At 41.9% G+C, this 25,546-nt stretch carries 26 protein-coding genes; all 26 read left to right on the top strand.

Translation table 11 applies throughout. From position 1 onward, the window contains the following. Nucleotides 1-7 precede the first annotated feature (7 nt). The 26 genes from plsX to hslV all read left to right on the top strand — a co-directional run bounded on the left by plsX (nt 8) and on the right by hslV (nt 25,543). A complete protein-coding gene (gene plsX / locus GPA07_RS11865) occupies nt 8-1,006 on the top strand; it encodes a phosphate acyltransferase PlsX (protein ID WP_157292572.1) in 999 nt (332 codons plus the stop codon). Nucleotides 1,007-1,020: 14 nt separating this feature from the next. Beyond that, complete coding sequence (fabD, locus tag GPA07_RS11860) at nt 1,021-1,965, top strand: ACP S-malonyltransferase (protein WP_157292571.1); 945 nt, start codon at nt 1,021-1,023, stop codon at nt 1,963-1,965. After that, a complete protein-coding gene (gene fabG / locus GPA07_RS11855; protein ID WP_071167630.1) occupies nt 1,965-2,708 on the top strand; it encodes a 3-oxoacyl-[acyl-carrier-protein] reductase in 744 nt (247 codons plus the stop codon). Before fabD ends, fabG begins: the two co-directional genes overlap by 1 nt. 81 nt (nt 2,709-2,789) lie before the next feature. Beyond that, nucleotides 2,790-3,023 (top strand): acyl carrier protein, encoded by a 234-nt coding sequence (acpP, locus tag GPA07_RS11850; RefSeq protein ID WP_003212028.1) that lies wholly within the window; start codon nt 2,790-2,792, stop codon nt 3,021-3,023. A gap of 183 nt (nt 3,024-3,206) precedes the next feature. Continuing rightward, nucleotides 3,207-3,950 (top strand): ribonuclease III, encoded by a 744-nt coding sequence (gene rnc / locus GPA07_RS11845; RefSeq protein WP_008344850.1) that lies wholly within the window; start codon nt 3,207-3,209, stop codon nt 3,948-3,950. A gap of 105 nt (nt 3,951-4,055) precedes the next feature. Next, the gene (gene smc / locus GPA07_RS11840) at nt 4,056-7,616 is read left to right on the top strand and encodes a chromosome segregation protein SMC (protein ID WP_157292570.1); all 3,561 of its coding nucleotides are present in this window, start codon (nt 4,056-4,058) and stop codon (nt 7,614-7,616) included. 21 nt (nt 7,617-7,637) lie between these two features. Continuing rightward, nucleotides 7,638-8,624, top strand: coding sequence for a signal recognition particle-docking protein FtsY (ftsY, locus tag GPA07_RS11835; RefSeq protein ID WP_008354525.1), 987 nt, complete (start codon nt 7,638-7,640; stop codon nt 8,622-8,624). 142 nt (nt 8,625-8,766) lie between these two features. After that, the gene (locus GPA07_RS11830) at nt 8,767-9,099 is read left to right on the top strand and encodes a putative DNA-binding protein (protein ID WP_008354523.1); all 333 of its coding nucleotides are present in this window, start codon (nt 8,767-8,769) and stop codon (nt 9,097-9,099) included. A 13-nt stretch (nt 9,100-9,112) separates the two neighbouring features. Next, nucleotides 9,113-10,453: a signal recognition particle protein gene (gene ffh, locus GPA07_RS11825; RefSeq protein ID WP_008354521.1), complete on the top strand. Its 1,341-nt coding sequence runs from the start codon at nt 9,113-9,115 to the stop codon at nt 10,451-10,453. Nucleotides 10,454-10,558: 105 nt separating this feature from the next. Continuing rightward, nucleotides 10,559-10,831 carry a 30S ribosomal protein S16 gene (rpsP, locus tag GPA07_RS11820; protein ID WP_008354520.1) on the top strand — a complete coding sequence of 91 codons (273 nt, stop codon included), beginning with the start codon at nt 10,559-10,561 and terminating at the stop codon, nt 10,829-10,831. Continuing rightward, entirely contained in the window at nt 10,831-11,076 is a 246-nt protein-coding gene (locus GPA07_RS11815) for a KH domain-containing protein (RefSeq protein ID WP_157292569.1), read from the top strand. Before rpsP ends, GPA07_RS11815 begins: the two co-directional genes overlap by 1 nt. Nucleotides 11,077-11,179: 103 nt before the next feature. Beyond that, on the top strand, nt 11,180-11,566 hold the full coding sequence (locus GPA07_RS11810) for a YlqD family protein (RefSeq protein ID WP_008354515.1): 387 nt from the start codon (nt 11,180-11,182) through the stop codon (nt 11,564-11,566). Between the two features lie 9 nt (nt 11,567-11,575). Further along, nucleotides 11,576-12,100, top strand: a complete 525-nt coding sequence (gene rimM, locus GPA07_RS11805; RefSeq protein ID WP_157292568.1) for a ribosome maturation factor RimM — start codon at nt 11,576-11,578, stop codon at nt 12,098-12,100. Further along, entirely contained in the window at nt 12,097-12,831 is a 735-nt protein-coding gene (trmD, locus tag GPA07_RS11800) for a tRNA (guanosine(37)-N1)-methyltransferase TrmD (RefSeq protein ID WP_008354511.1), read from the top strand. Before rimM ends, trmD begins: the two co-directional genes overlap by 4 nt. Before the next feature lie 137 nt (nt 12,832-12,968). Next, a complete protein-coding gene (gene rplS, locus GPA07_RS11795; protein WP_008354510.1) occupies nt 12,969-13,316 on the top strand; it encodes a 50S ribosomal protein L19 in 348 nt (115 codons plus the stop codon). Between the two features lie 90 nt (nt 13,317-13,406). Continuing rightward, nucleotides 13,407-14,255: a ribosome biogenesis GTPase YlqF gene (gene ylqF, locus GPA07_RS11790; RefSeq protein WP_071167626.1), complete on the top strand. Its 849-nt coding sequence runs from the start codon at nt 13,407-13,409 to the stop codon at nt 14,253-14,255. 76 nt (nt 14,256-14,331) lie between these two features. Next, nucleotides 14,332-15,096: a ribonuclease HII gene (locus GPA07_RS11785; protein ID WP_157292567.1), complete on the top strand. Its 765-nt coding sequence runs from the start codon at nt 14,332-14,334 to the stop codon at nt 15,094-15,096. 27 nt (nt 15,097-15,123) lie between these two features. Then, nucleotides 15,124-16,854 carry a glycosyltransferase gene (locus tag GPA07_RS11780; protein WP_157292566.1) on the top strand — a complete coding sequence of 577 codons (1,731 nt, stop codon included), beginning with the start codon at nt 15,124-15,126 and terminating at the stop codon, nt 16,852-16,854. Beyond that, on the top strand, nt 16,851-17,126 hold the full coding sequence (locus tag GPA07_RS11775) for a FlhB-like flagellar biosynthesis protein (protein WP_008354506.1): 276 nt from the start codon (nt 16,851-16,853) through the stop codon (nt 17,124-17,126). The genes GPA07_RS11780 and GPA07_RS11775 overlap by 4 nt, the downstream gene beginning before the upstream one ends. Nucleotides 17,127-17,302: 176 nt before the next feature. Beyond that, a complete protein-coding gene (gene sucC, locus GPA07_RS11770; protein ID WP_008354505.1) occupies nt 17,303-18,463 on the top strand; it encodes an ADP-forming succinate--CoA ligase subunit beta in 1,161 nt (386 codons plus the stop codon). Nucleotides 18,464-18,485: 22 nt separating this feature from the next. Then, nucleotides 18,486-19,388, top strand: a complete 903-nt coding sequence (gene sucD / locus GPA07_RS11765) for a succinate--CoA ligase subunit alpha (protein WP_008354504.1) — start codon at nt 18,486-18,488, stop codon at nt 19,386-19,388. A gap of 67 nt (nt 19,389-19,455) precedes the next feature. Continuing rightward, on the top strand, nt 19,456-20,358 hold the full coding sequence (dprA, locus tag GPA07_RS11760; protein ID WP_157292565.1) for a DNA-processing protein DprA: 903 nt from the start codon (nt 19,456-19,458) through the stop codon (nt 20,356-20,358). Nucleotides 20,359-20,552: 194 nt separating this feature from the next. Next, complete coding sequence (gene topA, locus GPA07_RS11755) at nt 20,553-22,628, top strand: type I DNA topoisomerase (protein ID WP_008354502.1); 2,076 nt, start codon at nt 20,553-20,555, stop codon at nt 22,626-22,628. Nucleotides 22,629-22,698: 70 nt separating this feature from the next. Further along, the gene (trmFO, locus tag GPA07_RS11750; RefSeq protein WP_008354501.1) at nt 22,699-24,003 is read left to right on the top strand and encodes an FADH(2)-oxidizing methylenetetrahydrofolate--tRNA-(uracil(54)-C(5))-methyltransferase TrmFO; all 1,305 of its coding nucleotides are present in this window, start codon (nt 22,699-22,701) and stop codon (nt 24,001-24,003) included. A gap of 62 nt (nt 24,004-24,065) precedes the next feature. Further along, on the top strand, nt 24,066-24,983 hold the full coding sequence (gene xerC / locus GPA07_RS11745; RefSeq protein WP_008354500.1) for a tyrosine recombinase XerC: 918 nt from the start codon (nt 24,066-24,068) through the stop codon (nt 24,981-24,983). A 14-nt stretch (nt 24,984-24,997) separates the two neighbouring features. Further along, entirely contained in the window at nt 24,998-25,543 is a 546-nt protein-coding gene (hslV, locus tag GPA07_RS11740; protein WP_008354499.1) for an ATP-dependent protease subunit HslV, read from the top strand. Nucleotides 25,544-25,546 lie beyond the last annotated feature (3 nt).

Raw genomic sequence — 25,546 nt, 5'->3', positions numbered from 1 at the left:
ACATAACATGAGAATTGCAGTCGATGCAATGGGGGGAGATCATGCCCCTAAAGCCATTATAGACGGTGTGCAAAAAAGCTTAGCAGCATTTTCAGATATTGAGATTACACTTGTCGGCGATGAAAGCAAAATCAAACCTTACATAACAAATGAAGAACGCATCACCATTTTAGATGCAAAAGAAGTCATTGAACCAACAGATGAACCAGTGCGTGCAGTTAGACGTAAAAAGGAATCTTCTATGGTGAAAATGGCGCAGGAAGTATCAGAAGGAAGAGCAGATGCGTGTATTTCAGCTGGAAATACTGGCGCACTCATGACGGCAGGACTGTTTATCGTAGGAAGGATCGATGGCATTGACAGACCGGCACTTGCACCAACTTTGCCAACACTGGATGGCAGCGGGTTCTTATTATTAGATGTCGGCGCAAACGTTGATGCAAAGCCAGAGCATCTTTTGCAATATGCCATGATGGGGTCCATTTACGCAGAGCGTGTCTTCCCAAAGAGCAATCCGCGTGTTGGACTTTTAAATGTCGGTACAGAAGATAAAAAGGGCAACGATTTAACGAAAAAAACCTTTGAATTACTAAAAGCATCAGACTTGAATTTTGTAGGAAATGTCGAGTCTCGTGATTTATTAGAAGGTGTAGCTGATGTCGTTGTCACTGATGGCTTTACAGGAAATATCGCTCTGAAAACGATTGAAGGGACAGCCCTTTCTGTCTTTAAAATGCTGAAAGAAACATTAACATCCAGCCTGACAGCCAAAATCGCAGCAGGCATGATGAAGCCAAAACTAATGCAGATGAAATCTAAAATGGATTACTCCGAATATGGCGGTGCCGCTTTATTTGGTTTAAAAGCACCTGTTATTAAAGCGCACGGCTCATCTGATGAAAATGCGATTTTCCATGCAATTCGTCAGGCGCGCGATATCGTTGAAAAAGACGTTTCAGCCATCATTCATCAAGAAGTTCAAAAAGAAAACACGAATGAGTCTTAATGGAGGTAAGCAGCATGAGTAAAATTGCTTTTTTATTCCCTGGCCAAGGCTCTCAAAAAATTGGCATGGGAAAAGATTTATTTGATCAAGAAGCAGCATCTAAAGCTGTGTTTGAAGAAGCAGATAAGACCCTAGGGTTTGATTTATCTTCAATGATTTTTGAAGGAGATGCAGGAGAACTGACGCTGACCTATAATGCACAGCCAGCTCTTTTAACAACAAGCATCGCCATCTTAAAGAAATTTGAAGAGAGCGGAATGAAAGCCGATTATGCGGCAGGTCACAGTCTTGGTGAATATACAGCTCTTGTTGCAGCGGGTGCTCTTTCGTTTAAAGATGCCGTTTATGCAGTAAGAAAACGCGGCGAATTAATGAATGAAGCCGTTCCTGCAGGAGAAGGCGCTATGGCAGCGATTCTCGGCTTAGACCAAGCGACCCTTTTAGAAGTGACAAAAGAAGTGACAGAAAGCGGCCATCTTGTAGAGCTCGCTAACTTAAACTGTCCTGGTCAAATCGTCATCTCTGGTACTGCAAAAGGAGTCGAACTGGCATCAGAGAAAGCGAAAGAAAAGGGCGCAAAACGTGCGATCCCACTGGAAGTAAGTGGACCTTTCCATTCCGCTTTAATGAAGCCGGCAGCTGAAAAATTCACAGATGTTCTGTCAAAGCTAGACATTTCGGATGCCAAAACACCGGTTATCTCCAATGTAACAGCAGATATCGTAACGTCTCGTGAGGAGATTGAGACAAAACTCATTGAACAATTGTATTCTCCTGTTCGTTTTGAAGAAAGTGTGGAACGCCTGATTGATTTAGGTGTGACAACATTTATTGAAATTGGTCCTGGTAAAGTGCTTTCAGGTCTTGTGAAAAAGGTCAATCGCCGCCTGACGACTATTTCCGTTTCAGATCAAGCAAGCATTGAAGCAGCAATTCAAACATTAAAGGGGGACTCTTGATGCTTACAAATCAAACAGCCGTTGTAACAGGTGCATCACGCGGTATTGGCCGTTCGATCGCAATTGATTTAGCGAAGAATGGTGCAAATGTTGTGGTCAACTATTCAGGAAACGAAGCAAAAGCAAATGAAGTAGTCGATGAAATCAAAGCACTTGGCCAGCAGGCGTTTGCTGTCAAAGCGGATGTCTCGAATGCGGAAGAAGTACAGGCATTAATGAAACAAGCCATTGATACATTTGGTTCCATCGATATTCTTGTGAACAATGCAGGGATTACAAAGGACAACCTGCTCATGAGAATGAAAGAAAATGAATGGGATGATGTCATTAACATAAACTTAAAAGGCGTCTTCAACTGTACAAAAGCTGTGACACGTCAAATGATGAAACAGCGAAGCGGAAGAATCATCAATGTGGCATCAGTCGTTGGCGTTTGCGGAAACCCTGGACAAGCGAACTATGTGGCAGCAAAAGCTGGTGTGATCGGTTTAACGAAAACAACAGCGAAAGAGCTGGCAAGCCGTCATATTACAGTCAATGCAGTAGCACCAGGCTTTATTTCTACTGATATGACAGACAAGCTTGATGACAATGTGCAAGCAGACATGCTGAAACAAATCCCGCTCGCACGCTTTGGTGCGCCTGAAGATATAAGCAACGTTGTTGTCTTTTTAGCTTCAGAAGGAGCAGGTTATATTACAGGCCAAACCATCCAAGTAGATGGCGGAATGGTCATGTCCTAAGAAATATCAAAATTTCATTAGGTTTTCTCTAGTTTTTTAAAAACGAATCAACTATAATACTTTGAGGGGAGGTGAAAGGCAATGGCAGACGTATTAGAGCGTGTATCAAAAATTATTGTAGACCGCCTTGGCGTTGATGAGGCTGACGTGAAAATGGAAGCTTCATTTAAAGAAGATTTAGGCGCTGATTCCCTTGATGTAGTTGAGCTAGTTATGGAACTTGAAGATGAGTTCGATATGGAAATTTCTGACGAAGATGCTGAAAAAATTGCAACAGTCGGTGACGCTGTGAACTACATAAATAGCCAGCAATAAGCGTAACAAAGTCCCGTCTATTTTCAAGACGGGACTTTGAAAATTTATGTTAGTTTCAACACATTCAGCTGATCAATTGTCAGCCTTTTTCAGATGCTGGGAGCACTGTTTCCCTGCATGTAGAAAGAGAGACTCCATATAATCAGTATCCTTAAAGGCGATTACGCCTACCTGGAGGTTGCTATGCCAAAACAATATAAAGACAAACAGAAACAGAGCAAAAAACTAGAGCAATTTAGAGAATTCCAGCAGCGCATTTCTGTACACTTTAAAAATGAAAAGCTTCTATATCAAGCCTTTACCCATTCCTCTTATGTGAATGAACACCGGAAAAAGCCATACGAGGATAATGAAAGACTTGAATTTTTAGGAGATGCTGTTTTAGAATTGACCATCTCTCAATTCTTATTTGCAAAATATCCAGCGATGAGCGAGGGAGATTTAACGAAACTAAGAGCGGCGATCGTATGTGAACCGTCACTTGTATCACTGGCACACGAGCTGTCCTTCGGAGACCTTGTTCTTTTAGGAAAAGGCGAAGAAATGACAGGCGGCAGAAAACGCCCAGCACTCTTAGCGGACGTATTCGAGGCGTTTATCGGTGCACTTTATTTAGATCAAGGGCTTGAGCCGGTTGAACGGTTCCTAGAAGCGTACGTTTATCCGAAAATTAATGATGGAGCGTTCTCGCACGTCATGGACTTTAAAAGCCAGCTGCAAGAATTTGTGCAGCGCGATGGAAAAGGTGTGCTTGAATACCGTATCCTGCATGAAAAAGGGCCTGCACATAACCGGGAATTTGAAGCAAATGTATCCCTTCGAGGTGAAGTGCTCGGAATTGGAAACGGACGCTCTAAAAAAGAAGCAGAACAGCACGCTGCACAGGAAGCACTTGCTAAATTGCAGAAACATCATATGAACCAATAAAATCCCCCTCGTCATTCAGGGGGATTTCACTCTGTTTTCCATCATCTTTTTTCACTTCATATGGTAAGATGATAGTACTTTAAATACATAAGGAGGATCACTCTCATGTTCCTCAAACGTTTAGACGTGATAGGATTCAAATCTTTCGCACAGCGAGTGACCGTGGACTTTGTCAAAGGGGTCACAGCTGTTGTTGGACCAAACGGAAGCGGCAAAAGTAATATTACAGATGCCATCCGCTGGGTACTTGGCGAACAATCAGCGAAAAGCCTCCGCGGAGGAAAAATGGAAGACATCATTTTTGCAGGAAGTGACTCAAGGAAAAGAGTCAACCTAGCAGAGGTGACATTAACGCTGGATAACGAAGATCACTTTTTGCCGATCGATTTTCACGAAGTCAGTGTGACAAGAAGGGTGTATCGTTCTGGAGAAAGTGAATTTCTCATAAACAATCAGTCAGTCCGCTTAAAGGATATTATTGATCTTTTCATGGACTCAGGTCTTGGGAAGGAAGCGTTTTCGATCATCAGTCAAGGAAAGGTAGAAGAGATTCTATCGAGTAAGGCTGAAGAGAGACGAAGCATCTTCGAAGAAGCGGCTGGTGTCTTGAAATATAAAACCAGAAAGAAAAAAGCCGAGAACAAACTGTTTGAAACGCAGGACAACTTAAACCGGGTTGAAGATATTCTGCATGAACTAGAAGATCAAGTAGAACCATTAAGAATGCAAGCATCCATTGCAAAGGACTATTTGCAAAAGAAAGAAGAGCTTGAAAATGTAGAAATTGCTCTCACCGTCCATGATATCGAAGCACTTCACGAAAAATGGACAGCACTTGGTGAAGCGGTCGAGCGTTTCAAACAAGATGAAATGAAGCAATCCACAGACATTCAGGCAAAAGAAGCCAAAATTGAAGAGTCGAGGGACCGAATTCAGGCGCTTGACGAATCGATTCATGACCTCCAAGAAGTTCTCCTTTTCACAAGTGAGGAATTAGAAAAGCTTGAAGGAAAAAAAGAGGTTCTAAAAGAACGCAAAAAAAATGCAGCCGCTAACCAAGGGCAGCTGGAAGAAGCGCTCATCCGTTTAACCGAAAAACAGGCGCTGTTAACCGAGAAGATTCAGCAGCAGGAAATCACGCGTGACAGTCTGCAAAAAGAAGTGCAGCAGCTAAAAGATGAAGTGAAAACAAAACAGCACCAGCTGTCGCTCCATAGTGAAGATGTCGAAGGTCAAATTGAACAGCTGAAAAGCGATTATTTTGATCTATTAAACGAACAGGCTTCTATTCGAAATGAGCGCAAATTACTTGAAGATCAGCAGCGACAGGCGGCCTTGCAGCTAGAGCGTCTCACGCAAAATAACCAGAAACATATTGAAGAACGGGTGTCTGTTAAAGAAAAGAAAACGGAAGCGGAGCAGCAGCTTTCAGAACGAGAAGAAGACATCTTGGCTCAGGTGAAACGCTTTAGAGAGGCAGAACAAAAGCTTGAGCAAATGAAACGTCAATACGAGAAAAAAGAAACGGCTCTTTACCAGGCCTATCAATATGTACAACAGGCAAAATCAAAAAAAGAGATGCTTGAATCAATGCAGGAAGACTTCTCCGGCTTTTTCCAAGGAGTAAAAGAGGTCTTAAAGGCAAAGGACCGATTAGGCGGTATTCATGGTGCGATTGCAGAGCTGATTCAAACAGAGCAGCAGCATGAAACAGCGATTGAAATCGCGCTTGGCGCAGCCACACAGCATGTGGTCACGGAAAATGAAGCGGCTGCGAGACAGGCCATTGGCTACTTAAAGCAGCATTCCTTTGGACGTGCGACTTTCTTGCCAATGAACGTCATCAAAGAACGAACCATTCAGTTCAGAGATATCCAAACAGCTGAACAGCATGCCGCATTTATCGGTGTAGCGAGTCAGCTCGTTTCCTTTGACGAAAAGTATCAGAAGGTCATACAGAATTTGCTTGGAACAGTCCTTATCGTTAGAGACTTAAAAGGCGCCAATGAACTGGCGAAAATGCTCGGACATCGTTACCGCATCGTGACCCTTGAAGGGGACGTCGTGAACCCGGGCGGTTCAATGACTGGGGGCGGCATGAAGAAACAGAGCAACTCCCTCCTCTCAAGGAACCGAGAGATCGAAACATTAACAAAGCAGCTCGTTGAAATGGAAGAAAAAACAACGATCCTTGAAAAAGAAACAAAAGAAACGAAGCAGGCCATTTCAGCAAGCGAATCCCAATTAAATGAACTGCGTCAGCGCGGCGAAACACTTCGAGAAAAGCAGCAAGAGCTGAAAGGGAAACTATACGAACTGCAAGTAGCAGAAAAAAATATTAACGCTCATCTTGAGCTCTACGATCAAGAAAAAGAAGAATTACAGCAGCGCGCTAATGAACTTGCGAGCAAGGACAAAGAACAGGCAGCTCTTGAAGTCTCTATTGGTGAGAAATTGACGTCTCTTGATGAAGAGATCAACACGTTAACCAAACGAAAGCAGACCCAAAGCTCAACGAAAGAAACCATTTCTGCCGAGTTAACAGAGCTGAAAATCTCACTTGCCAAAAAAGAGCAGTCTTTGGCTAATGAACAAGAAAAACTTTCAAGCTTAACGGCTGAATTAGAAGAAGCTGAAAAAGCGCTGATGGAAACAAAAGAAGATTTATCCCTCTTAACAAGTGAAATGTCATCCAGCTCAAGCGGAGCAGAACAGCTGGAAGAAGCGGCAAAAGAGAAGCTGGAAAATAAAAACAAAACGACAGCACTCATTTCAGAGCGCCGTAAACAGCGTATGGCTCTTTCTGAAACATTAGAATTTGCTGAACGTGAACTCAAAGAGCAAAAACGTCTTTACAAGCAGCTCACGACAAGCTTAAAGGATGAAGAGATCAAGCTTGGCCGCATGGAAGTAGAGCTTGATAACCTCATCGCTTATTTAAACGAAGAATATGCTCTTTCATTTGAAGGAGCAAAAGAAATGTACCAACTGTCGCTATCGCCGGATGAAGCAAGAAAACGAGTGAAACTGATCAAACTAGCCATTGAAGAGCTCGGAACAGTGAACTTAGGCAGTATTGATGAATATGAACGAGTAAATGAACGCTATCTTTTCTTAACAGAACAGCGAAATGATCTGACAGAAGCGAAAAATACGTTATTCCAAGTCATCGAAGAAATGGACCAAGAAATGACAAAGCGCTTCTCTGAGACATTTTCTCAAATCCGCGGGCATTTTGAGTCTGTTTTCCAAGCATTATTTGGTGGTGGACGGGCAGATCTCAAGCTGACAGATCCAAACGATTTACTAAACGCTGGCGTCGATATTGTCGCCCAGCCGCCAGGGAAAAAGCTGCAAAACCTAAGCCTGCTATCAGGCGGAGAAAGAGCATTAACAGCGATCGCTTTATTATTCTCCATCTTAAAAGTGCGGCCAGTGCCATTCTGCGTGCTAGATGAGGTAGAAGCGGCGCTTGATGAAGCAAATGTGTTCCGCTTTGCCCAGTATTTAAAGAAATACAGCAAAGAAACACAGTTCATTGTCATCACACACCGAAAAGGAACGATGGAAGAAGCAGATGTTCTGTACGGTGTCACCATGCAGGAGTCTGGCGTTTCAAAACTAGTATCCGTCAAACTAGAAGAAACGAAAGAGCTTGTCCAGTAATTAAAGGAGGTTTTTGAACCAATGAGCTTTTTTAAGAAACTAAAAGAAAAATTTGCGCAGCAAAGCGATTCAGTATCAGAAAAGTTTAAAGATGGCCTTGAAAAAACGAGAAATTCGTTTCAAGGAAAAGTAAATGAACTGATTTCTCGCTATCGCAAGGTTGATGAAGACTTTTTCGAAGAACTCGAAGAAGTTTTAATCGGTGCTGATGTTGGTTTTACGACTGTGATGGAACTGATTGATGAGCTGAAAAAAGAAGTGAAATTAAGAAACATTCAAGACCCAAGTGAAGTGCAGGCCGTCATCTCTGAAAAACTCGTTGACATTTACAATAGCGGAGAGGAACAAATCTCTGAGCTGAACATTGAAGACGGGCGTTTAAATATTATTTTATTTGTGGGCGTTAACGGTGTTGGAAAAACAACGACAATCGGTAAGCTTGCAAACAAGCTGAAAAATGAAGGGAAATCCGTCATTTTAGCAGCAGGTGATACATTCCGTGCCGGTGCGATTGAGCAGCTTGAAGTATGGGGAGAGCGTTCAGGTGTCCCGGTTGTCAAACAAACAGCAGGCTCTGATCCAGCAGCCGTCATCTATGATGCCGTTCAATCTGCAAAAGCCAAAAAAGCAGATGTCCTGATCTGTGATACAGCAGGCAGACTGCAAAACAAAGTCAACTTAATGAAAGAGCTGGAGAAGGTCAAGAGAGTGATTGAGCGCGAAGTGCCAGATGCACCGCACGAAGTACTGCTTGCTCTTGATGCGACAACCGGTCAAAATGCTATGGCGCAAGCGAAGGAATTTTCGAAAGCGACAAATGTGACAGGAATTGCGTTAACCAAGCTTGATGGTACTGCAAAAGGCGGGATTGTTCTTGCGATTCGTAATGAACTGAACATCCCCGTGAAGCTTGTCGGTCTAGGTGAAAAAGTGGACGATCTGCAAGAATTCGATGCTGAATCGTATGTGTATGGATTATTCTCAGACGTCATTGATCAAGAAGACTAATGAAAATGCCGGTAAAGCTGCCGGCATTTTTTATTTATATAGCACCGCAGGAAGTGACAAGATAAAAACTTGACACACAGATGAGAACCGTGTAAACTTAGTTGATGTAAAGGGAATGAACTTAACAAAGGGGAGAGAGCCCATGACGCTTGAAAAAACAACGAGAATGAACTACTTGTTTGATTTCTATCAATCGTTGTTAACCGCAAAGCAAAAGAGCTACATGTCGCTTTACTACCTAGACGATTTTTCCCTCGGTGAAATTGCGGATGAATATGAAGTATCAAGACAGGCTGTTTATGATAATATTAAACGGACTGAAGCGATGCTTGAACAATATGAAGAAAAGCTGCTCTTGTTTAAGAAATTTAAAGAGCGTAAAGAACTTCTCAAAAAAATGAGAGAGCTTGTAGCAGACTCCGCGCAAAAGGAAGAAGCAGAAGCTTTAATTGAATCGCTTGAGAAATTAGATTAGGAGGCGGCACAGTATGGCATTTGAAGGATTAGCCGACCGACTGCAGCAGACGATTTCAAAAATCCGCGGCAAAGGAAAAGTGTCAGAGCAAGATGTAAAAGAAATGATGCGCGAGGTACGCCTTGCCCTTCTTGAAGCTGACGTCAATTTTAAAGTAGTGAAAGACTTTGTGAAAAAAGTAAGCGAGCGGGCAGTTGGGCAAGAGGTCATGAAAAGCCTTACCCCTGGACAACAGGTCATTAAAGTTGTAAAAGAAGAACTCACTGAATTAATGGGCGGGGAAGAGAGTAAAATCGCCGTGGCGAAAAAACCTCCAACAGTCATTATGATGGTTGGTCTTCAAGGGGCAGGTAAAACGACTACAACTGGGAAGCTTGCCAACTTACTTCGCAAAAAACATAATCGCAAGCCGATGATGGTGGCTGCTGACATTTACAGACCAGCCGCGATCCAGCAGCTTCAAACGCTAGGGAAACAACTTGATATGCCCGTATTCTCATTAGGTGATCAAGTCAGTCCTGTTGAAATTGCCAAACAGGCAATTGAAAAAGCGAAAGAAGAACACCACGATTATGTCATTTTAGATACAGCAGGGCGTCTTCATATCGATGAAGAATTAATGGGTGAACTTCAGAAAGTAAAAGAAGTAGCAAATCCAGAAGAAATCTTCCTTGTTGTAGACTCTATGACAGGTCAAGATGCTGTCAATGTCGCAAAAAGCTTTAATGAACAGCTTGGTTTAACAGGTGTCGTTCTAACGAAACTAGACGGTGATACAAGAGGCGGAGCAGCACTTTCGATTCGCGCTGTCACAAATACGCCGATTAAATTCGCTGCTCTAGGAGAAAAGCTAGATGCGCTAGAACCATTCCACCCAGAACGAATGGCATCTAGAATTCTTGGTATGGGCGATGTGCTCACACTGATTGAAAAAGCACAGGCAAACGTTGACCAAGATAAGGCAAAAGAGCTTGAACAAAAAATGCGGACAATGAGCTTCACGCTCGATGATTTTCTCGAGCAGCTTGGCCAAGTTCGTAATATGGGGCCGCTTGATGAATTGATCCAAATGATGCCGGGAGCCGGTAAAATGAAAGGGCTCAAAAACGTCCAAGTAGACGAAAAGCAGCTCAATCACATCGAAGCGATCATTAAATCCATGACGACCGAGGAAAAAGAACAGCCAGAGGTCATCAATGCAAGCCGAAGAAAACGGATTGCAAAGGGAAGCGGAACATCTGTACAGGAAGTCAATCGCCTTTTAAAGCAATTTGACGAAATGAAAAAGATGATGAAGCAGATGACCAACATGTCCAAAGGAAAGAAAAAGGGCTTTAAATTACCATTTATGTAATTGGTTATACATGATAAAACCGTTGTTAAGAAAAAACACTTTACAAACCCTTTTATCATTGTTAATATACTATTTTGTTGAAATATTTTCGGAGGTGCTAGTAAAATGGCAGTAAAAATTCGTTTAAAACGTATGGGAGCAAAAAAATCTCCTTTCTATCGTATTGTTGTAGCAGATTCTCGTTCACCACGTGATGGTCGTTTCATTGAAACAGTTGGAACTTACAACCCAGTGGTATCACCAGCTGAGGTGAAAATCAACGAAGAATTAGCGCTTAAATGGCTTCAAAATGGTGCGAAACCATCTGATACAGTTCGTAACCTTTTCTCAAGCCAAGGAATTCTTGAAAAATTTCATCATGCGAAAAACAGCAAATAATGAAAGAGCTGTCCTTGGAAGAATTGATTGTGTCCATCGTCGAGCCACTTGTTGATTTTCCTGAAGATATTCACGTATCTTCATTAGAAAAAGATGAGCAGGTGATTTACACACTGTCTGTCAATGCCGAAGATACCGGAAAAGTGATCGGAAAGCAGGGACGTACAGCAAAAGCGATACGAACAGTCATGTTTGCAGCAGGTGCAGAGTCTTCTAAGAAAGTTCAACTTGAGATTGCTGACTAAAAAGGGAGAGGGCTTAGGACCTCCCCTTTTTTTACACGTTTAAATCTATTTTTCGTTATACTGTAGAGGACAAATGCCTTCGGATAGGGGGACAAAAAGGAAGATGCAGATCATTCAACATGTCACCGTGATGCAAGTATTAACTGAAAGCAGTAAGGACAAACTGTTAACGACTTTTTTGGAGAAAAAAGAAAGACTAGAACGTGAATGCAATCAATTATATTTTCAACTAAAGAAGCATGAAAAAGAACCACATCAACAAGAAGCCATCCCTCAATTTCAAAAAGCCATTGAAAAAAGGCAAGAGAAGATCAGACAAATTGATTTTCAGGTCGAGCAGCTGCATATTTTGCCGCTAGGAAGTGAAATGAAAGAAACAGAAGTGGATGCGCTTGTTGAAGTGAAAATAGGTGATAAGTGGGATGACAAAATGCAAGATAATGTCATCGTCGTAAAAGACGGCACCATTGTGGAAATACGTCAGGGGTGATTTGAGAACATGGAGCTAGATTGGTTGAATGTTGGGAAGATCGTCAATACACACGGAGTGCGCGGAGAAGTGCGCGTCGTGTCAAAGACAGATTTCCCAGAAGAGCGCTACAAAAAAGGAAGCGTCCTTTATATTTTTAAGCAAGGTCAAAAAGAGCCGCTGAAAGTCACTGTCGCATCACACCGGCAGCACAAACAGTTTGATTTGCTTACATTTGAAGAAGTCGGCTCATTAAATGAAGCAGAGCAATTAAAGGAATCAATTTTAAAAGTAGAAAAAGAACATCTCGGGTCATTAGATGAAGGGGAATTTTATTTCCACGAAATCATCGGCTGCGAAGTTTACGATGAAGAGGACAAGTTCATCGGTCAAATCAAAGAGATTTTAACGCCAGGGGCAAATGATGTATGGGTTGTTGGAAGAAAAGGCAAAAAAGATGCCCTTATCCCTTATATTCCATCTGTCGTCAAAACAGTTGATATCTCATCCAAGAAAGTACACATTGAAGTGATGGAAGGACTCATTGACGAATGAAAATTGATTTTTTAACGCTTTTTCCTGAAATGTTCGAAGGCGTGCTTCACTCATCGATCTTAAAAAAAGCTCAGGAGAAAGACGCCGTCTCATTTCAAGTCGTCAATTTTAGAGAGTATTCGGATCATAAGCATAAAACAGTGGATGACTACCCGTATGGCGGCGGTGCTGGCATGGTACTGAAAGCACAGCCTGTATTTGATGCGGTAGAAGATTTGACGAAAAAAGCAAACAAGAAGCCCCGCATTATTCTTGTCTGTCCTCAAGGAGAAAGATATACACAAAAGAAAGCAGAAGAGCTTGCAAAAGAAGAGCATCTTATGTTCATTTGCGGCCACTATGAAGGCTACGATGAGCGCATCAGGGAGCATCTTGTCACAGATGAAATCTCAATCGGAGATTTTGTTCTCACAGGCGGAGAGCTGCCGGCGATGATGATTGCAGACAGTGTGGTCAGGCTTTTGCCTCATGTGCTTGGAAAAGAAGCGTCTCATATCGAAGATTCATTTAGTACAGGTCTGCTTGAGCATCCGCACTATACAAGACCAGCTGATTATAAAGGGTTGAAAGTACCGGATGTCCTGCTCTCTGGTAATCATGCCAAGATTGAAGAGTGGCGGCGTAAAGAATCCTTGAAGCGAACCTATACAAGACGGCCGGATTTGATCGATTCTTGCAAAACATTAACCGATGAAGAAAAAAGATGGCTTTGGCAGCTTCATAATGACTAGATTGTATTGCACACGTCATAGAGGTGTGGTATGATACTACTTGTGACTTGGACGGCTTGCCGATTCAAGTTTGAAAACGATGTTCCGCTGCAATGAAGAAAGAGGACATGAGCATCTGTTGGAAGGAGTTGAAAACGATGCAACATTTGATTGAAGAAATCACAAAAGAACAATTACGCACTGATCTTCCTGCGTTCCGTCCTGGTGACACTTTACGTGTACACGTTAAAGTTGTTGAGGGTACTCGTGAGCGTATCCAGATCTTTGAAGGTGTAGTAATTAAGCGTCGTGGTGGTGGAATCAGCGAAACTTTCACAGTTCGTAAGATCTCTTACGGTGTAGGCGTTGAGCGTACATTCCCTGTACACACACCAAAAATCGCTAAGATCGAAGTTGTACGTCACGGTAAGGTACGTCGTGCGAAACTTTACTACCTACGTGAACTTCGCGGTAAAGCGGCTCGTATCAAAGAAATCAGACGATAATGATATCAAAGGAAAGAGCTTGTTACCTGTAACAGGCTCTTTTTTTGTACAATGTATAGAGACAACCGTTAGAAGAGAGAAGGTGCACATATGACGATTCAATGGTTTCCAGGCCATATGGCAAAAGCAAGACGGGAAGTCACAGAAAAATTAAAGCTCATCGACATCGTATTTGAATTAACAGATGCAAGAATTCCGATGTCCTCTAGAAACCCAATGATCGAAGAAATCCTTCAAAATAAACCGAAAATCATGCTCTTAAATAAAGCCGATAAAGCAGATCCTCGTATGACAAAAGAGTGGCAAGCGCATTTTGAAAAGCAAGGTGTTCGGTCACTTGCTATTAACTCTGTCGATGGCCAAGGGCTAAATCAGATCATCACGACATCAAAAGAAATCTTAAAAGAAAAATTCGACCGCATGAAAGCAAAAGGTGTCAAGCCGCGTGCGATTCGAGCACTGATTATCGGGATTCCTAATGTTGGGAAATCAACCTTGATCAATCGTTTAGCAAAGAGAAACATCGCCAAAACAGGAGATCGACCTGGTATTACGACATCACAGCAATGGGTGAAGGTCGGGAAAGAACTTGAACTGCTCGATACCCCTGGAATACTATGGCCGAAATTTGAAGATGAACAAGTAGGACTTAGGCTGGCTGTCACTGGAGCGATCAAAGACTCCATCATCAACTTACAGGATGTCGCCGTGTATGCACTCCGCTTTCTAGAAGAGCACTATCCAGAGCGATTAAAAAAACGCTATGATTTGGCAGACATACCTGAAGATACAGTTGAGCTGTTTGATGCCATTGGCACAAAGCGCGGCTGTCTGATGAGTGGTGGATTCATTAATTACGACAAAACGACCGAAATCATTATTCGGGATATTCGAACGGAAAAATTTGGTCCCCTCACTTTTGAGAAGCCTGAAAGTTAAAAGACACGCAGCTCATGCGGGTCTTTATTTTTTATGAAAAACTGCCGATATAAAGAAGGAGGCTGCGGAAAAGCCGATGTATACTGTGAAACAAATAAAAGAATTGATAGAAAAGCATGCGGATGATGAGTCATACATTCATGAACTTGTGAAAGATGATACGAGAAAAAGTGTCCAAAAGCTGCTAGAAAAGTGGCACAAAGAGAGAGAAAAGCAGCAAGAGCTTCGGTCAGCATGGAACCGAATGCTGCAATTTGAAACGAGCGCAAAGGCGCAAGGCTACACTTGTATTGCAGGTATAGATGAAGCAGGAAGAGGACCGCTGGCAGGCCCAGTCGTCGCAGCAGCTGTGATATTAAAAGAAGATACCGTTCTGCTTGGATTAAACGACTCAAAGCAACTATCTGAGAAAAAAAGAATGATCTATTATCATCTGATTCAAGAGGAAGCACTTGATATCGGAATCGGCATTGTTGATGCGGCTACGATTGATGAAATCAATATATACGAAGCATCAAGACTGGCGATGGTGAGGGCTGTGGAGCAGCTAACTCATACACCTGATTATCTACTCATAGATGCGATGACGCTCCCGCTTCCTATCCATCAGGAGAACATCATCAAAGGAGATGCAAAAAGTGCATCCATTGCAGCTGGTGCATGTATTGCGAAAGTGACAAGGGACATGATGATGGAAGAGTACGGGCGACAATATCCTGAGTATCAATTTGAAAAACATAAAGGGTACGGAACGAAAGAGCACCTGGCTGCCATTCAAACACATGGTGCTACCCCCATCCACCGGATATCGTTTGCGCCAGTGAAAGCCGTTATTTCATAAATTTTTGACATAAGGAGGCTGCCTTAGATGACAAGAGTTGAAGATATACATACAGCACTGAATAGCCGGCTGAATACGGGTGAGGCTGTTCCGCTAAACACCGAAGGAAAGGAAAATGTTCACCGGCTGATTCTTGGCAAAGTACTGAAAATGCTTGGAGATGATACCGCACTTGTTCAAATAGGATCCACTAAAATAAAAGCACAGCTAGCGGCTCAGCTAAAGGCAGACTCGTTCTATTGGTTCCAATTTGAACAAGAGAATGGAGACAGCCTCAATAAACTAAGACCTGTTCAGCAATTTGACCAGGATCCAAAGACATTAAAGGATGCAGCGGCTAAACTATTAGAAGGCCTATCACTTAAAAATGGACTAGAAAACATGTTAACGGCTACAGCCTTTTTAAAAGAAAAACCGGTCATCAACGAGGCAGAGCTAAAAACGGCGGTGAAATGGATTGAACAGCTTCAAGGAGCGGATATCAAAAAAGGACTGCAAGCACTTCTTTTTGCTTTAAAGAAAGATTTACCGATTCAAGAAGGCGTGCTCCAATCAATATTAGCTGTGAAGTCATCCTCTGCACTTCATCAGGATGTGACAGCACTGCTGGATCGATTAACACAGCTTCCGAAGCAATCAGAAACCACACAGGCTCTTACACAGGCTGTACGTTCCGTCGTAGATGCTGAGACGACCGTCCATGCAGAAAAGCTCTTATCGGTGCTTCTAGGTGCAAAAGAAGGCCAAACGAAGCAAGGGGGCAGTTTGCAGGGGCAGCCTCATGTCAATCCTTCTCAGCAAGCAAAGCAGAGCCAGTCTTCCGTTATTCAAGGACGGCAGGCGGATACCGTCAATCAGAACAATATACCGCAGTTATTAAGTCCAAAACAGCTTCCGCTTCAGCAAATAGAACGCATACTGACAAGCATCACAAGGCAAGGGATAGACGGACAGCAGCAGCCGGATTTAAAACAGCTCACCTCGCTCCTTCAAGGGATCCAGCAGGCAGGACCACAAGTGGACGCAAAGGCGGCTGTGCTTCAAAAGGCATTTCCGTTTCTTTCAAAAGCAGAGGCGAACACATTGGCACAGGTCATTCAGCAGACTGAACCAGCATTAAGCAATAAAACCGATGTGCTCGATTTACTGATGACGATGAAAAAGGCGATAGGTGTACGAGATGAAATTGGTATGCTGAAATTATTGGAAAAAGGCAGCCAAGATGTAAAAAGCCAGGAGCTCCATCAATTAAAGCTTGCCCTAAATGATGCGAGGCAGGCTGATTTACCAGAGCCCGTAAAAAAAGAAGTGGATCAATTGTTTCATCGATTAAATGGGCAGTTATTTGTGCAGCAGGAAAACCAAACGGTGAATCAAATGCTGGTTTCTTATCCTCTTTTCTCAAAACATAGTGTTCAAGATTTAACCTTTATTCTAAAAGGACATAAGCAAAAAGATGGCTCTATTGATATTTCTCAGTGCCGTTTAATGTTTTACTTAAACATGGAAAACTTAGAAGAAACTTTAATAGACTGTACGATTCAGCAAAAGGTCATGTCAATTACAGTCGAGACGGCACACGAACTTCAAGGGACCATTAATCCAATGATTCCAGCTGTTCGAGAGAATTTAAATGCCCTAGGATATAGTTTAACTGGGATTACAGCGAAAAAGAGGCAAGAGCCAATTGATCCGTCTCACTTTCTAGATGAACACTTTCATAAAATCAGCGAGAAAGGGCTGGACTTACGAGTATGAAGGATTCAAAACCGCTTAGAAGAGCGGTCGCTCTGCACTACGATGAAGAAAAACAAAAGGCGCCAAAAGTCGTCGCAACAGGCAGCGGCTATGTGGCAGATCATATAATTGAAGAAGCAAAAAAAGCAGGAGTTCCCGTCCAAGAAGACCCTAATTTAGTAGAACTGATGCGCCATTTAACGCTGGATGAGGAAATACCAGAAGCGTTATACGATACTGTAGCAGAAATATTTTCATTTATCTATAGGTTAGATCAAAAAATGAAAAAATAAGGTAAAATAAGTGTTTTGACTGAAAAATTTATATTTTTAATAAAATAAAAGTTTGAATGTTTAGAAGGATTTTACGATTTTACATAGAACCCTAGACATTCTCTTTTTTATTCTTTAAAATGAAAGCGCAGTCTATTTTATAATTTTTGTTTCTACATATGTTGGGAGGATGGGAAATGAATATCCATGAGTACCAAGGAAAAGAAATCCTAAGAAAATATGGGGTTTCAGTTCCAAATGGTAAAGTAGCATTTACACCTGATGAAGCAGTGAAAGCATCAGAAGAGCTAGGAAGCTCTGTATATGTCGTAAAAGCACAGATTCATGCAGGTGGCCGCGGTAAAGCAGGTGGGGTAAAAATTGCAAAAACAAAAGATGAAGTGAAAGGGTTTGCAGAGGAATTGCTCGGCAAAACACTTGTTACACATCAAACAGGGCCTGAAGGGCGTGAAATAAAACGCTTACTTATTGAAGAAGGCTGCGATATTCAAAAGGAGTACTATGTTGGACTTGTATTGGATAGAGCGACATCAAGAATCGTATTGATGGCTTCTGAAGAAGGCGGTACTGAAATTGAAGAAGTAGCAGAAAAAACGCCAGAAAAAATCGTGAAAGTGGTCATCGACCCAGCGATTGGTCTTCAAGCCTATCAGGCGAGAGAAGTCGCGTTTAAAATTAATATTCCAACAAAATTAGTTGGCCAAGCTGTTAAGTTTATGACAAGCCTTTACAACGCATTTATTGAAAAGGACTGTTCAATTGCTGAGATTAATCCACTTGTTGTAACAGGCGATGGAAAAGTGATGGCACTTGATGCAAAATTAAATTTTGATAGCAATGCCTTATATAGACAAAAAGATATACTAGAATACCGTGATCTTGATGAAGAGGATCCAAAAGAAATTGAAGCATCTAAATATGATCTTAGCTACATTTCTCTTGATGGGAACATTGGCTGTATGGTCAATGGCGCAGGTCTTGCGATGTCTACAATGGATATCATCAAGCATTACGGCGGGGACCCTGCAAACTTCCTAGATGTTGGCGGCGGTGCAACTGCTGAAAAGGTAACGGAAGCATTTAAAATCATCTTATCTGATCAAAATGTCAAAGGGATTTTCGTGAACATTTTTGGCGGCATCATGAAATGTGATGTGATTGCAGAAGGTGTAGTTGAAGCGACGAAACAAGTCGGCTTAACATTACCGCTCGTTGTACGTCTTGAAGGAACAAACGTTGAATTAGGGAAGAAAATCCTGAGTGAATCAGGCTTAAATATCACTTCTGCTGAGTCTATGGCTGACGGGGCAGAAAAGATTGTATCTTTAGTCAAGTAGAGCAGAAAGGCAGGGAACCTAAATGAGTGTATTTATTAATAAAAATACGAGAGTAATTGTTCAGGGGATTACCGGTTCAACCGCATTATTCCATACAAAACAAATGATTGAGTATGGAACAAATATCGTTGGCGGTGTCACACCTGGAAAAGGTGGAACTGAAGTAGAAGGAGTTCCTGTATTTAATACTGTATCTGAAGCAGTGCAGACAACTGGAGCAGATGCTTCTGTTATCTATGTACCAGCACCATTTGCAGCAGATGCCATTTTAGAGGCAGTCGATGCAGAAGTTGATCTTGTCATCTGTATTACTGAGCATATTCCAGTTCTGGACATGGTCAAAGTGAAACGCTATATGGAAGGTAAGAAGACAAGACTTGTTGGACCAAACTGCCCTGGTGTGATTACACCTGAAGAATGTAAGATCGGCATTATGCCAGGCTATATTCATAAAAAAGGTCATGTTGGTGTTGTTTCTCGTTCTGGAACGCTTACATATGAAGCGGTACATCAGCTTTCAGAAGCTGGTGTTGGTCAATCGACAGCTGTAGGGATCGGCGGCGACCCTGTAAACGGGACGAACTTTATTGATGTATTAAAAGCTTTCAATGAAGATCCTGACACGCATGCTGTCATTATGATCGGTGAAATTGGCGGTACGGCTGAAGAAGAAGCAGCTGAATGGGTAAAAGCAAATATGACCAAACCAGTTGTTGGTTTTATTGGCGGTAAAACAGCACCTCCAGGAAAACGTATGGGACATGCTGGTGCCATTATTTCTGGTGGTAAGGGAACGGCTGATGAAAAAGTAAAAACAATGCGTGAATGTGGAATTGAAGTGGCAGAAACACCATCTGTCATGGGAGAAACCTTAATTAAAGTGTTAAAAGAGAAAAATCTCTTTGAAGCTTGTAAAACGCATTAATAAAAGAAGAAGACTTGTTCTTTGACAAGTCTTCTTCTTTCTATCTATCTTAAACTGGAGGAATGGTATGTACAACGTGTCCGAAAGAATGATTTTTCACCGCTTAAAAGGCCTCATCTCACCCTCTTTGTTAACAAAATGGTGGAAAGTCGATCCTGAGTTATATATAAATGAAGAAACACATCATTTCAAACAGGATCGATCATTACAAAAGATTGACTTTACCCGCTTAAAACAAGCAGAAGAAAATGAATTCCCCATTTTTCAACACATCGTTCAAGCCTATGTAAAGCAAAACATTCACATGATTCCCATCACATCATCCTTATATCCCAGCACACTAAAACACATTTATGATCCTCCCCCTGTGTTATTCCTAAAAGGAAACATAACATATTTAAATGAAGAAAAAAGTTTAGGTGTAGTAGGTACTCGTGTACCGTCCTCTTATGGAGAAGCATGTGTGAAAAAAATCGTTGGTGAACTTGTAGAGGAAAATTGGACGATTGTCAGTGGTTTAGCAAAAGGAATTGATGGACTTGCACATAAGGAGTGTATCAGGAAAAAGGGGAAAACCATTGGAGTTGTAGCTGGTGGATTTCAACATCTATATCCAAAAGAACATGTGCAAATGGCTCAATACATGGGAGAACATCATTTGCTTTTGTCAGAGCATCCGCCTTATATTAAACCAGAAAAGTGGCATTTTCCGATGAGAAATCGATTAATTAGTGCTTTGACAAAAGGAACCATCGTGATCCAGTGCAAAGAAAAGAGCGGTTCGCTTATTACAGCCTATCAGGCACTGGAGCAAGGAAAAGAAGTGTTTGCTGTTGCAGGATCGATCTTTGATTCTAATTCCACAGGTCCAGCTAGACTTATTCAACAAGGAGCCAAGCTTGTTCATTCTACGAAAGATATTTTAGAGGAATTCTTCTTCCAGGGCGTTCAATATACTGAACCCTCATAAAAATATCGTTTGACAAAAGACATAGGAATATTTAATAATAGTGAGGATTTAAGTTTACACTTTGTTTTTCGTGTTTATAATGATGTTCATCATAAAGAATTTTTAACAATTGCCTGTTAGATAGGTGCAATTAACATAAATATCAATTTGTGAAATGGATAAAGAGAGAACACCTCTTAAGGGGGATTTTGAGTATGGCTGATTATTTAGTCATCGTTGAGTCGCCAGCAAAGGCGAAAACGATTGAGCGTTATTTAGGAAAAAAGTATAAAGTAAAGGCTTCAATGGGGCACGTAAGGGATTTACCGAAAAGTCAGCTCGGTGTTGACACTGAGCATGACTTCGAACCGAGATATATTACGATTCGCGGGAAAGGCCCGGTTTTAAAGGAATTAAAAACAGCGGCGAAAAAAGCAAAGAAAGTCTATCTCGCAGCTGACCCCGATAGAGAGGGAGAAGCGATTGCTTGGCATTTAGCACACAGCCTTGACCTTGACCTCTCTTCTGACTGCCGCGTTGTCTTTAACGAAATTACAAAAGATGCAATTAAAGATTCCTTTAAGCATCCACGTATGATCAATATGGACTTAGTTGACGCGCAGCAGGCAAGACGGATTTTAGACCGTCTTGTTGGATATAAAATTAGCCCGATTTTATGGAAAAAAGTCAAAAAGGGCTTAAGTGCCGGTCGTGTTCAATCGGTTGCACTCCGCCTGATTATTGACCGAGAAAATGAAATTAATGAATTTAAACCAGAAGAATACTGGACAATTGATGGTACATTCCTAAAAGGAAAAGAAAGCTTTGAGGCTAGTTTCTTTGGCGTGGGCGGCAAAAAACATCCTCTGAAAACAAAAGAAGATGTAAAAGAAATCCTTTCGAAATTAAAAGGAAGCAAATTTTCTGTTGAAAAAGTGACAAAAAAAGAACGTAAACGCAACCCAGCTCTTCCGTTTACGACATCTACCTTGCAGCAAGAGGCAGCAAGAAAACTCAACTTCCGTGCGAAGAAGACGATGATGATTGCACAGCAATTATATGAAGGGATTGATCTTGGGAAAGAAGGTACAGTAGGTCTCATTACATATATGAGAACGGACTCAACACGTATTTCCAATACGGCAATTGAAGAAGTATCTGCTTTCATTGATCAAACGTACGGCAAGAATTTCTTAAATACAACAAAACGTACTGCCAAAAAGAACGACAATGCACAGGATGCTCACGAAGCCATCCGGCCGACTTCTACGCTAAGAAAACCAGCAGATGTCAAACATGTGCTAAGCAGAGATCAGCTTCGACTTTATAAATTGATTTGGGAACGATTTGTGGCAAGCCAAATGGCGTCGGCTGTTCTTGATACAATGAGTGTGGATCTTGAAAATAACGGCCTTACTTTCCGTGCTAATGGAAGCAAGGTGAAATTCCCTGGGTTTATGAAGGTATATGTTGAAGGGAAGGACGACCAGTTAGAAGAAAAGGACAAAATGCTCCCTGATCTAAAAGAGGGAGATACGGTTCTTTCAAAAGATATCGAACCAGAACAGCACTTCACGCAGCCGCCTCCCCGCTATACAGAGGCAAGACTTGTCAAAACGCTTGAAGAGCTTGGTATCGGTCGCCCATCTACGTATGCCCCAACATTAGATACGATTCAAAAGCGCGGCTATGTCGCACTTGATAACAAACGGTTTATTCCAACAGAGCTTGGAGAAATTGTACTCAACTTAATTATTGAATTCTTCCCTGAAATCATTAACGTAGAATTCACTGCGAAAATGGAAAAAGAACTTGATAGCGTTGAAGAAGGTACGATCGAATGGGTTCGCATTATCGACAGCTTCTATCAAGACTTTGCAAAACGTGTAGAAAAAGCAGAAGCAGAAATGCAAGAAGTTGAGATTGAGCCTGAATACGCCGGAGTGGATTGTGAAGAATGCGGGCATCCGATGGTATACAAAATGGGGAGATACGGTAAGTTCATGGCATGCTCTAATTTCCCTGACTGCCGTAACACAAAACCAATTGTGAAAGATATCGGTGTCAAATGCCCGACCTGTCACGAAGGAAACATCGTTGAACGGAAATCTAAGAAGCGCCGCATTTTTTATGGCTGTGATCGTTTTCCAGCGTGTGAATTCGTCTCTTGGGACAAACCAATTGAAAGAAAGTGTCCAAAGTGCGAAAATATGCTTGTAGAGAAAAAGCTGAAAAAAGGCGTTCAAGTTCAATGTGTGAATTGTGATTATAAAGAGGAACAACAAAAATAGCGGTGAGCAGCCTTGTTCACCTGCTTTTTTATGTCATCAAACAGAACTTACGAAATAGGAGAGTTGTACAATGAGTCAATTTGTAAATGTGATCGGAGCAGGTTTAGCAGGAAGTGAAGCGGCATGGCAAATTGCTAAACGCGGAATTAAAGTCAATCTGTATGAAATGAGACCTGTTAAACAAACACCAGCTCACCACACTGATAAATTTGCAGAGCTAGTCTGCAGCAACTCATTGCGTGCGAACGCTTTGACGAATGCGGTAGGTGTATTAAAGGAAGAAATGCGTCATTTAGATTCTGCCATTATTGCAGCAGCAGATGAAAGTTCAGTTCCTGCTGGCGGAGCGCTTGCAGTAGATCGCCATGAATTTGCAGCCAATGTCACAGACCGCGTGAAAAATCATCCGAATGTGACAGTCTTTCAAGAAGAAGTGCAAAGCATTCCAGAAGGTCCGACAATTATTGCGACTGGTCCGCTTACATCAGAAGCACTTTCAAAAGAATTGAAATTATTAACAGGTGAGGAGTATCTATATTTCTACGATGCAGCAGCACCGATCTTAGAGAAAGACAGCATCAATATGGATAAAGTATACTTGAAATCACGCTATGATAAAGGAGAAGCTGCTTATTTAAACTGCCCAATGACTGAAGAGGAATTCGATCGTTTTTATGAGGCATTAATTTCTGCTGAAACTGTGCCATTAAAAGAGTTTGAAAAAGAAATCTTCTTTGAAGGCTGTATGCCCATTGAAGTCATGGCGAAAAGAGGAAAGAAAACAATGCTGTTTGGCCCGATGAAACCAGTAGGGCTTGAAGATCCGAAAACAGGAAAAAGACCTTACGCTGTTGTTCAATTAAGACAGGATGATGCAGCAGGTACTTTGTATAATATCGTTGGTTTCCAAACGCATCTGAAGTGGGGCGATCAAAAGGAAGTGTTCCGTTTGATCCCAGGTCTTGAAGAGGCAGAGATTGTTCGGTATGGTGTGATGCACCGTAATACATTTATTAACTCTCCAAGCCTTCTAAGACCGACGTATCAGTTTAAAAACAGAGACGATCTATTCTTTGCCGGACAAATGACTGGTGTTGAAGGCTATGTCGAGTCTGCGGCTTCAGGATTGGTCGCTGGAATTAATGCGGCTCGTTTTGTCAAAGGTGAAGAGCTTGTTACACTCCCTGAGGAAACGGCGATTGGCAGCATGGCTCACTACATTACGTCGACAAACAAGAAAAGCTTTCAGCCGATGAATGCAAACTTTGGCTTGCTGAAAGATCTTGGCGTTCGAATTAAAAACAAACAGGAGCGCTATGCAGAGTACGCTAAGCGCGCAATCGAAACTATTCAAACTATTTCGAAATCTCTGTAGTAAAACATTGCACCGGAAGCAAGATATGTGATACCATTTAAAAGCCTTAAAGAGGTGTAAAAATGACGAATAAACAGCGTCTTGTCCACTTATTCATTGAATATTTGCAGATTGAAAAAAACTATTCGGCTTTAACGATCTCAGGATATACGGAGGCCATTGAAGAGTTTGTCAGATTTATGAACATTCAAGGAATAAACGGTTTTGAAGAGGTATCCTATCAAGATACGAGAATTTATTTAACAGAAGCTTATGAAAAAGGCCTTACAAGAAGAACGATTAGTAAGAAAGTCTCTGCACTTCGCAGCTTTTATAAATTTTTATTAAGAGAACAGCTTGTGAAAGAAAATCCTTTTTTACTCGTTAGCTTACCAAAGCAGGATAAGCGCATTCCTTCATTTTTGTACGAAGAGGAACTAAAAGAGCTGTTTACAGTATCTGATCTGAGCACACCGCTTGGTCAAAGAAATCAAGCCATTTTAGAACTTCTTTATGCAACAGGTATGAGGGTCAGTGAGTTATGTTCATTAAAAGAATCTGATCTTGATTTATCGATGGATACAGTTCTTGTTCATGGGAAAGGCAGCAAACAGCGGTATGTTCCTTTCGGCTCTTACGCACATGAAGCGCTCTCCACTTATTTAGAGAGTGGAAGGCAGAAGCTGATAGGTAAGGGAAAAGATCGTGCTGGTTCACATGTGTTTTTGAATCAGCGCGGAGCTCCTCTTACAGACCGTGGCGTTCGATTCATTCTAAGTGAATTAATGAAAAAAGCGTCAGGCACATTACATATCCATCCTCACATGTTAAGGCACACCTTTGCTACACACCTTTTAAACGAGGGAGCTGATTTGAGAAGTGTTCAAGAACTTCTCGGTCACTCAAATTTATCATCAACTCAGGTGTACACACATGTATCAAAAGATTCTTTAAGAAAAACGTACATGTCTCATCACCCAAGGGCTTTTAAACGATTCTAAAAGGAGGTTTTTTCATGTCATCATTTCATGCAACCACCATTTTTGCCGTTCAACATAAAGGAAAAAGTGCGATGGCTGGAGACGGTCAAGTCACTTTTGGGCAGGCTGTCGTCATGAAACATACAGCAAAGAAAGTGCGCCGTCTTTTCGGAGGCAAGGTGCTCGCAGGTTTTGCTGGTTCAGTAGCAGATGCATTTACACTCTTTGAGAAGTTTGAAACAAAGCTGGAAGAATACGGTGGCAACTTAAAACGAGCAGCAGTAGAGCTGGCGAAAGAATGGCGCAGTGACAAGATGCTCAGACAGCTTGAAGCAATGCTTATCGTGATGAACAAAGAAAGCATTCTGCTCGTATCTGGAACAGGAGAGGTCATCGAGCCAGACGATGGCATCTTGGCTATCGGCTCAGGCGGCAACTATGCGCTTAGCGCCGGGAGAGCACTCAAAAAACATGCAGGTGATCATCTCTCAGCTCGAGAGATTGCAAGGGCTGCTCTTGAAACGGCCGGAGAAATCTGTGTCTACACGAACGATCAAATCACTTTAGAAGAGCTTGAATAGAAA

This window comes from Bacillus sp. ms-22 (genome assembly GCF_009759805.1).
GTDB lineage: Bacteria > Bacillota > Bacilli > Bacillales > Bacillaceae > Bacillus > Bacillus xiamenensis.
The sequence above is the reverse complement of the archived record's forward strand: the minus strand, read 5'-3'. Positions and strand labels throughout refer to the sequence as shown.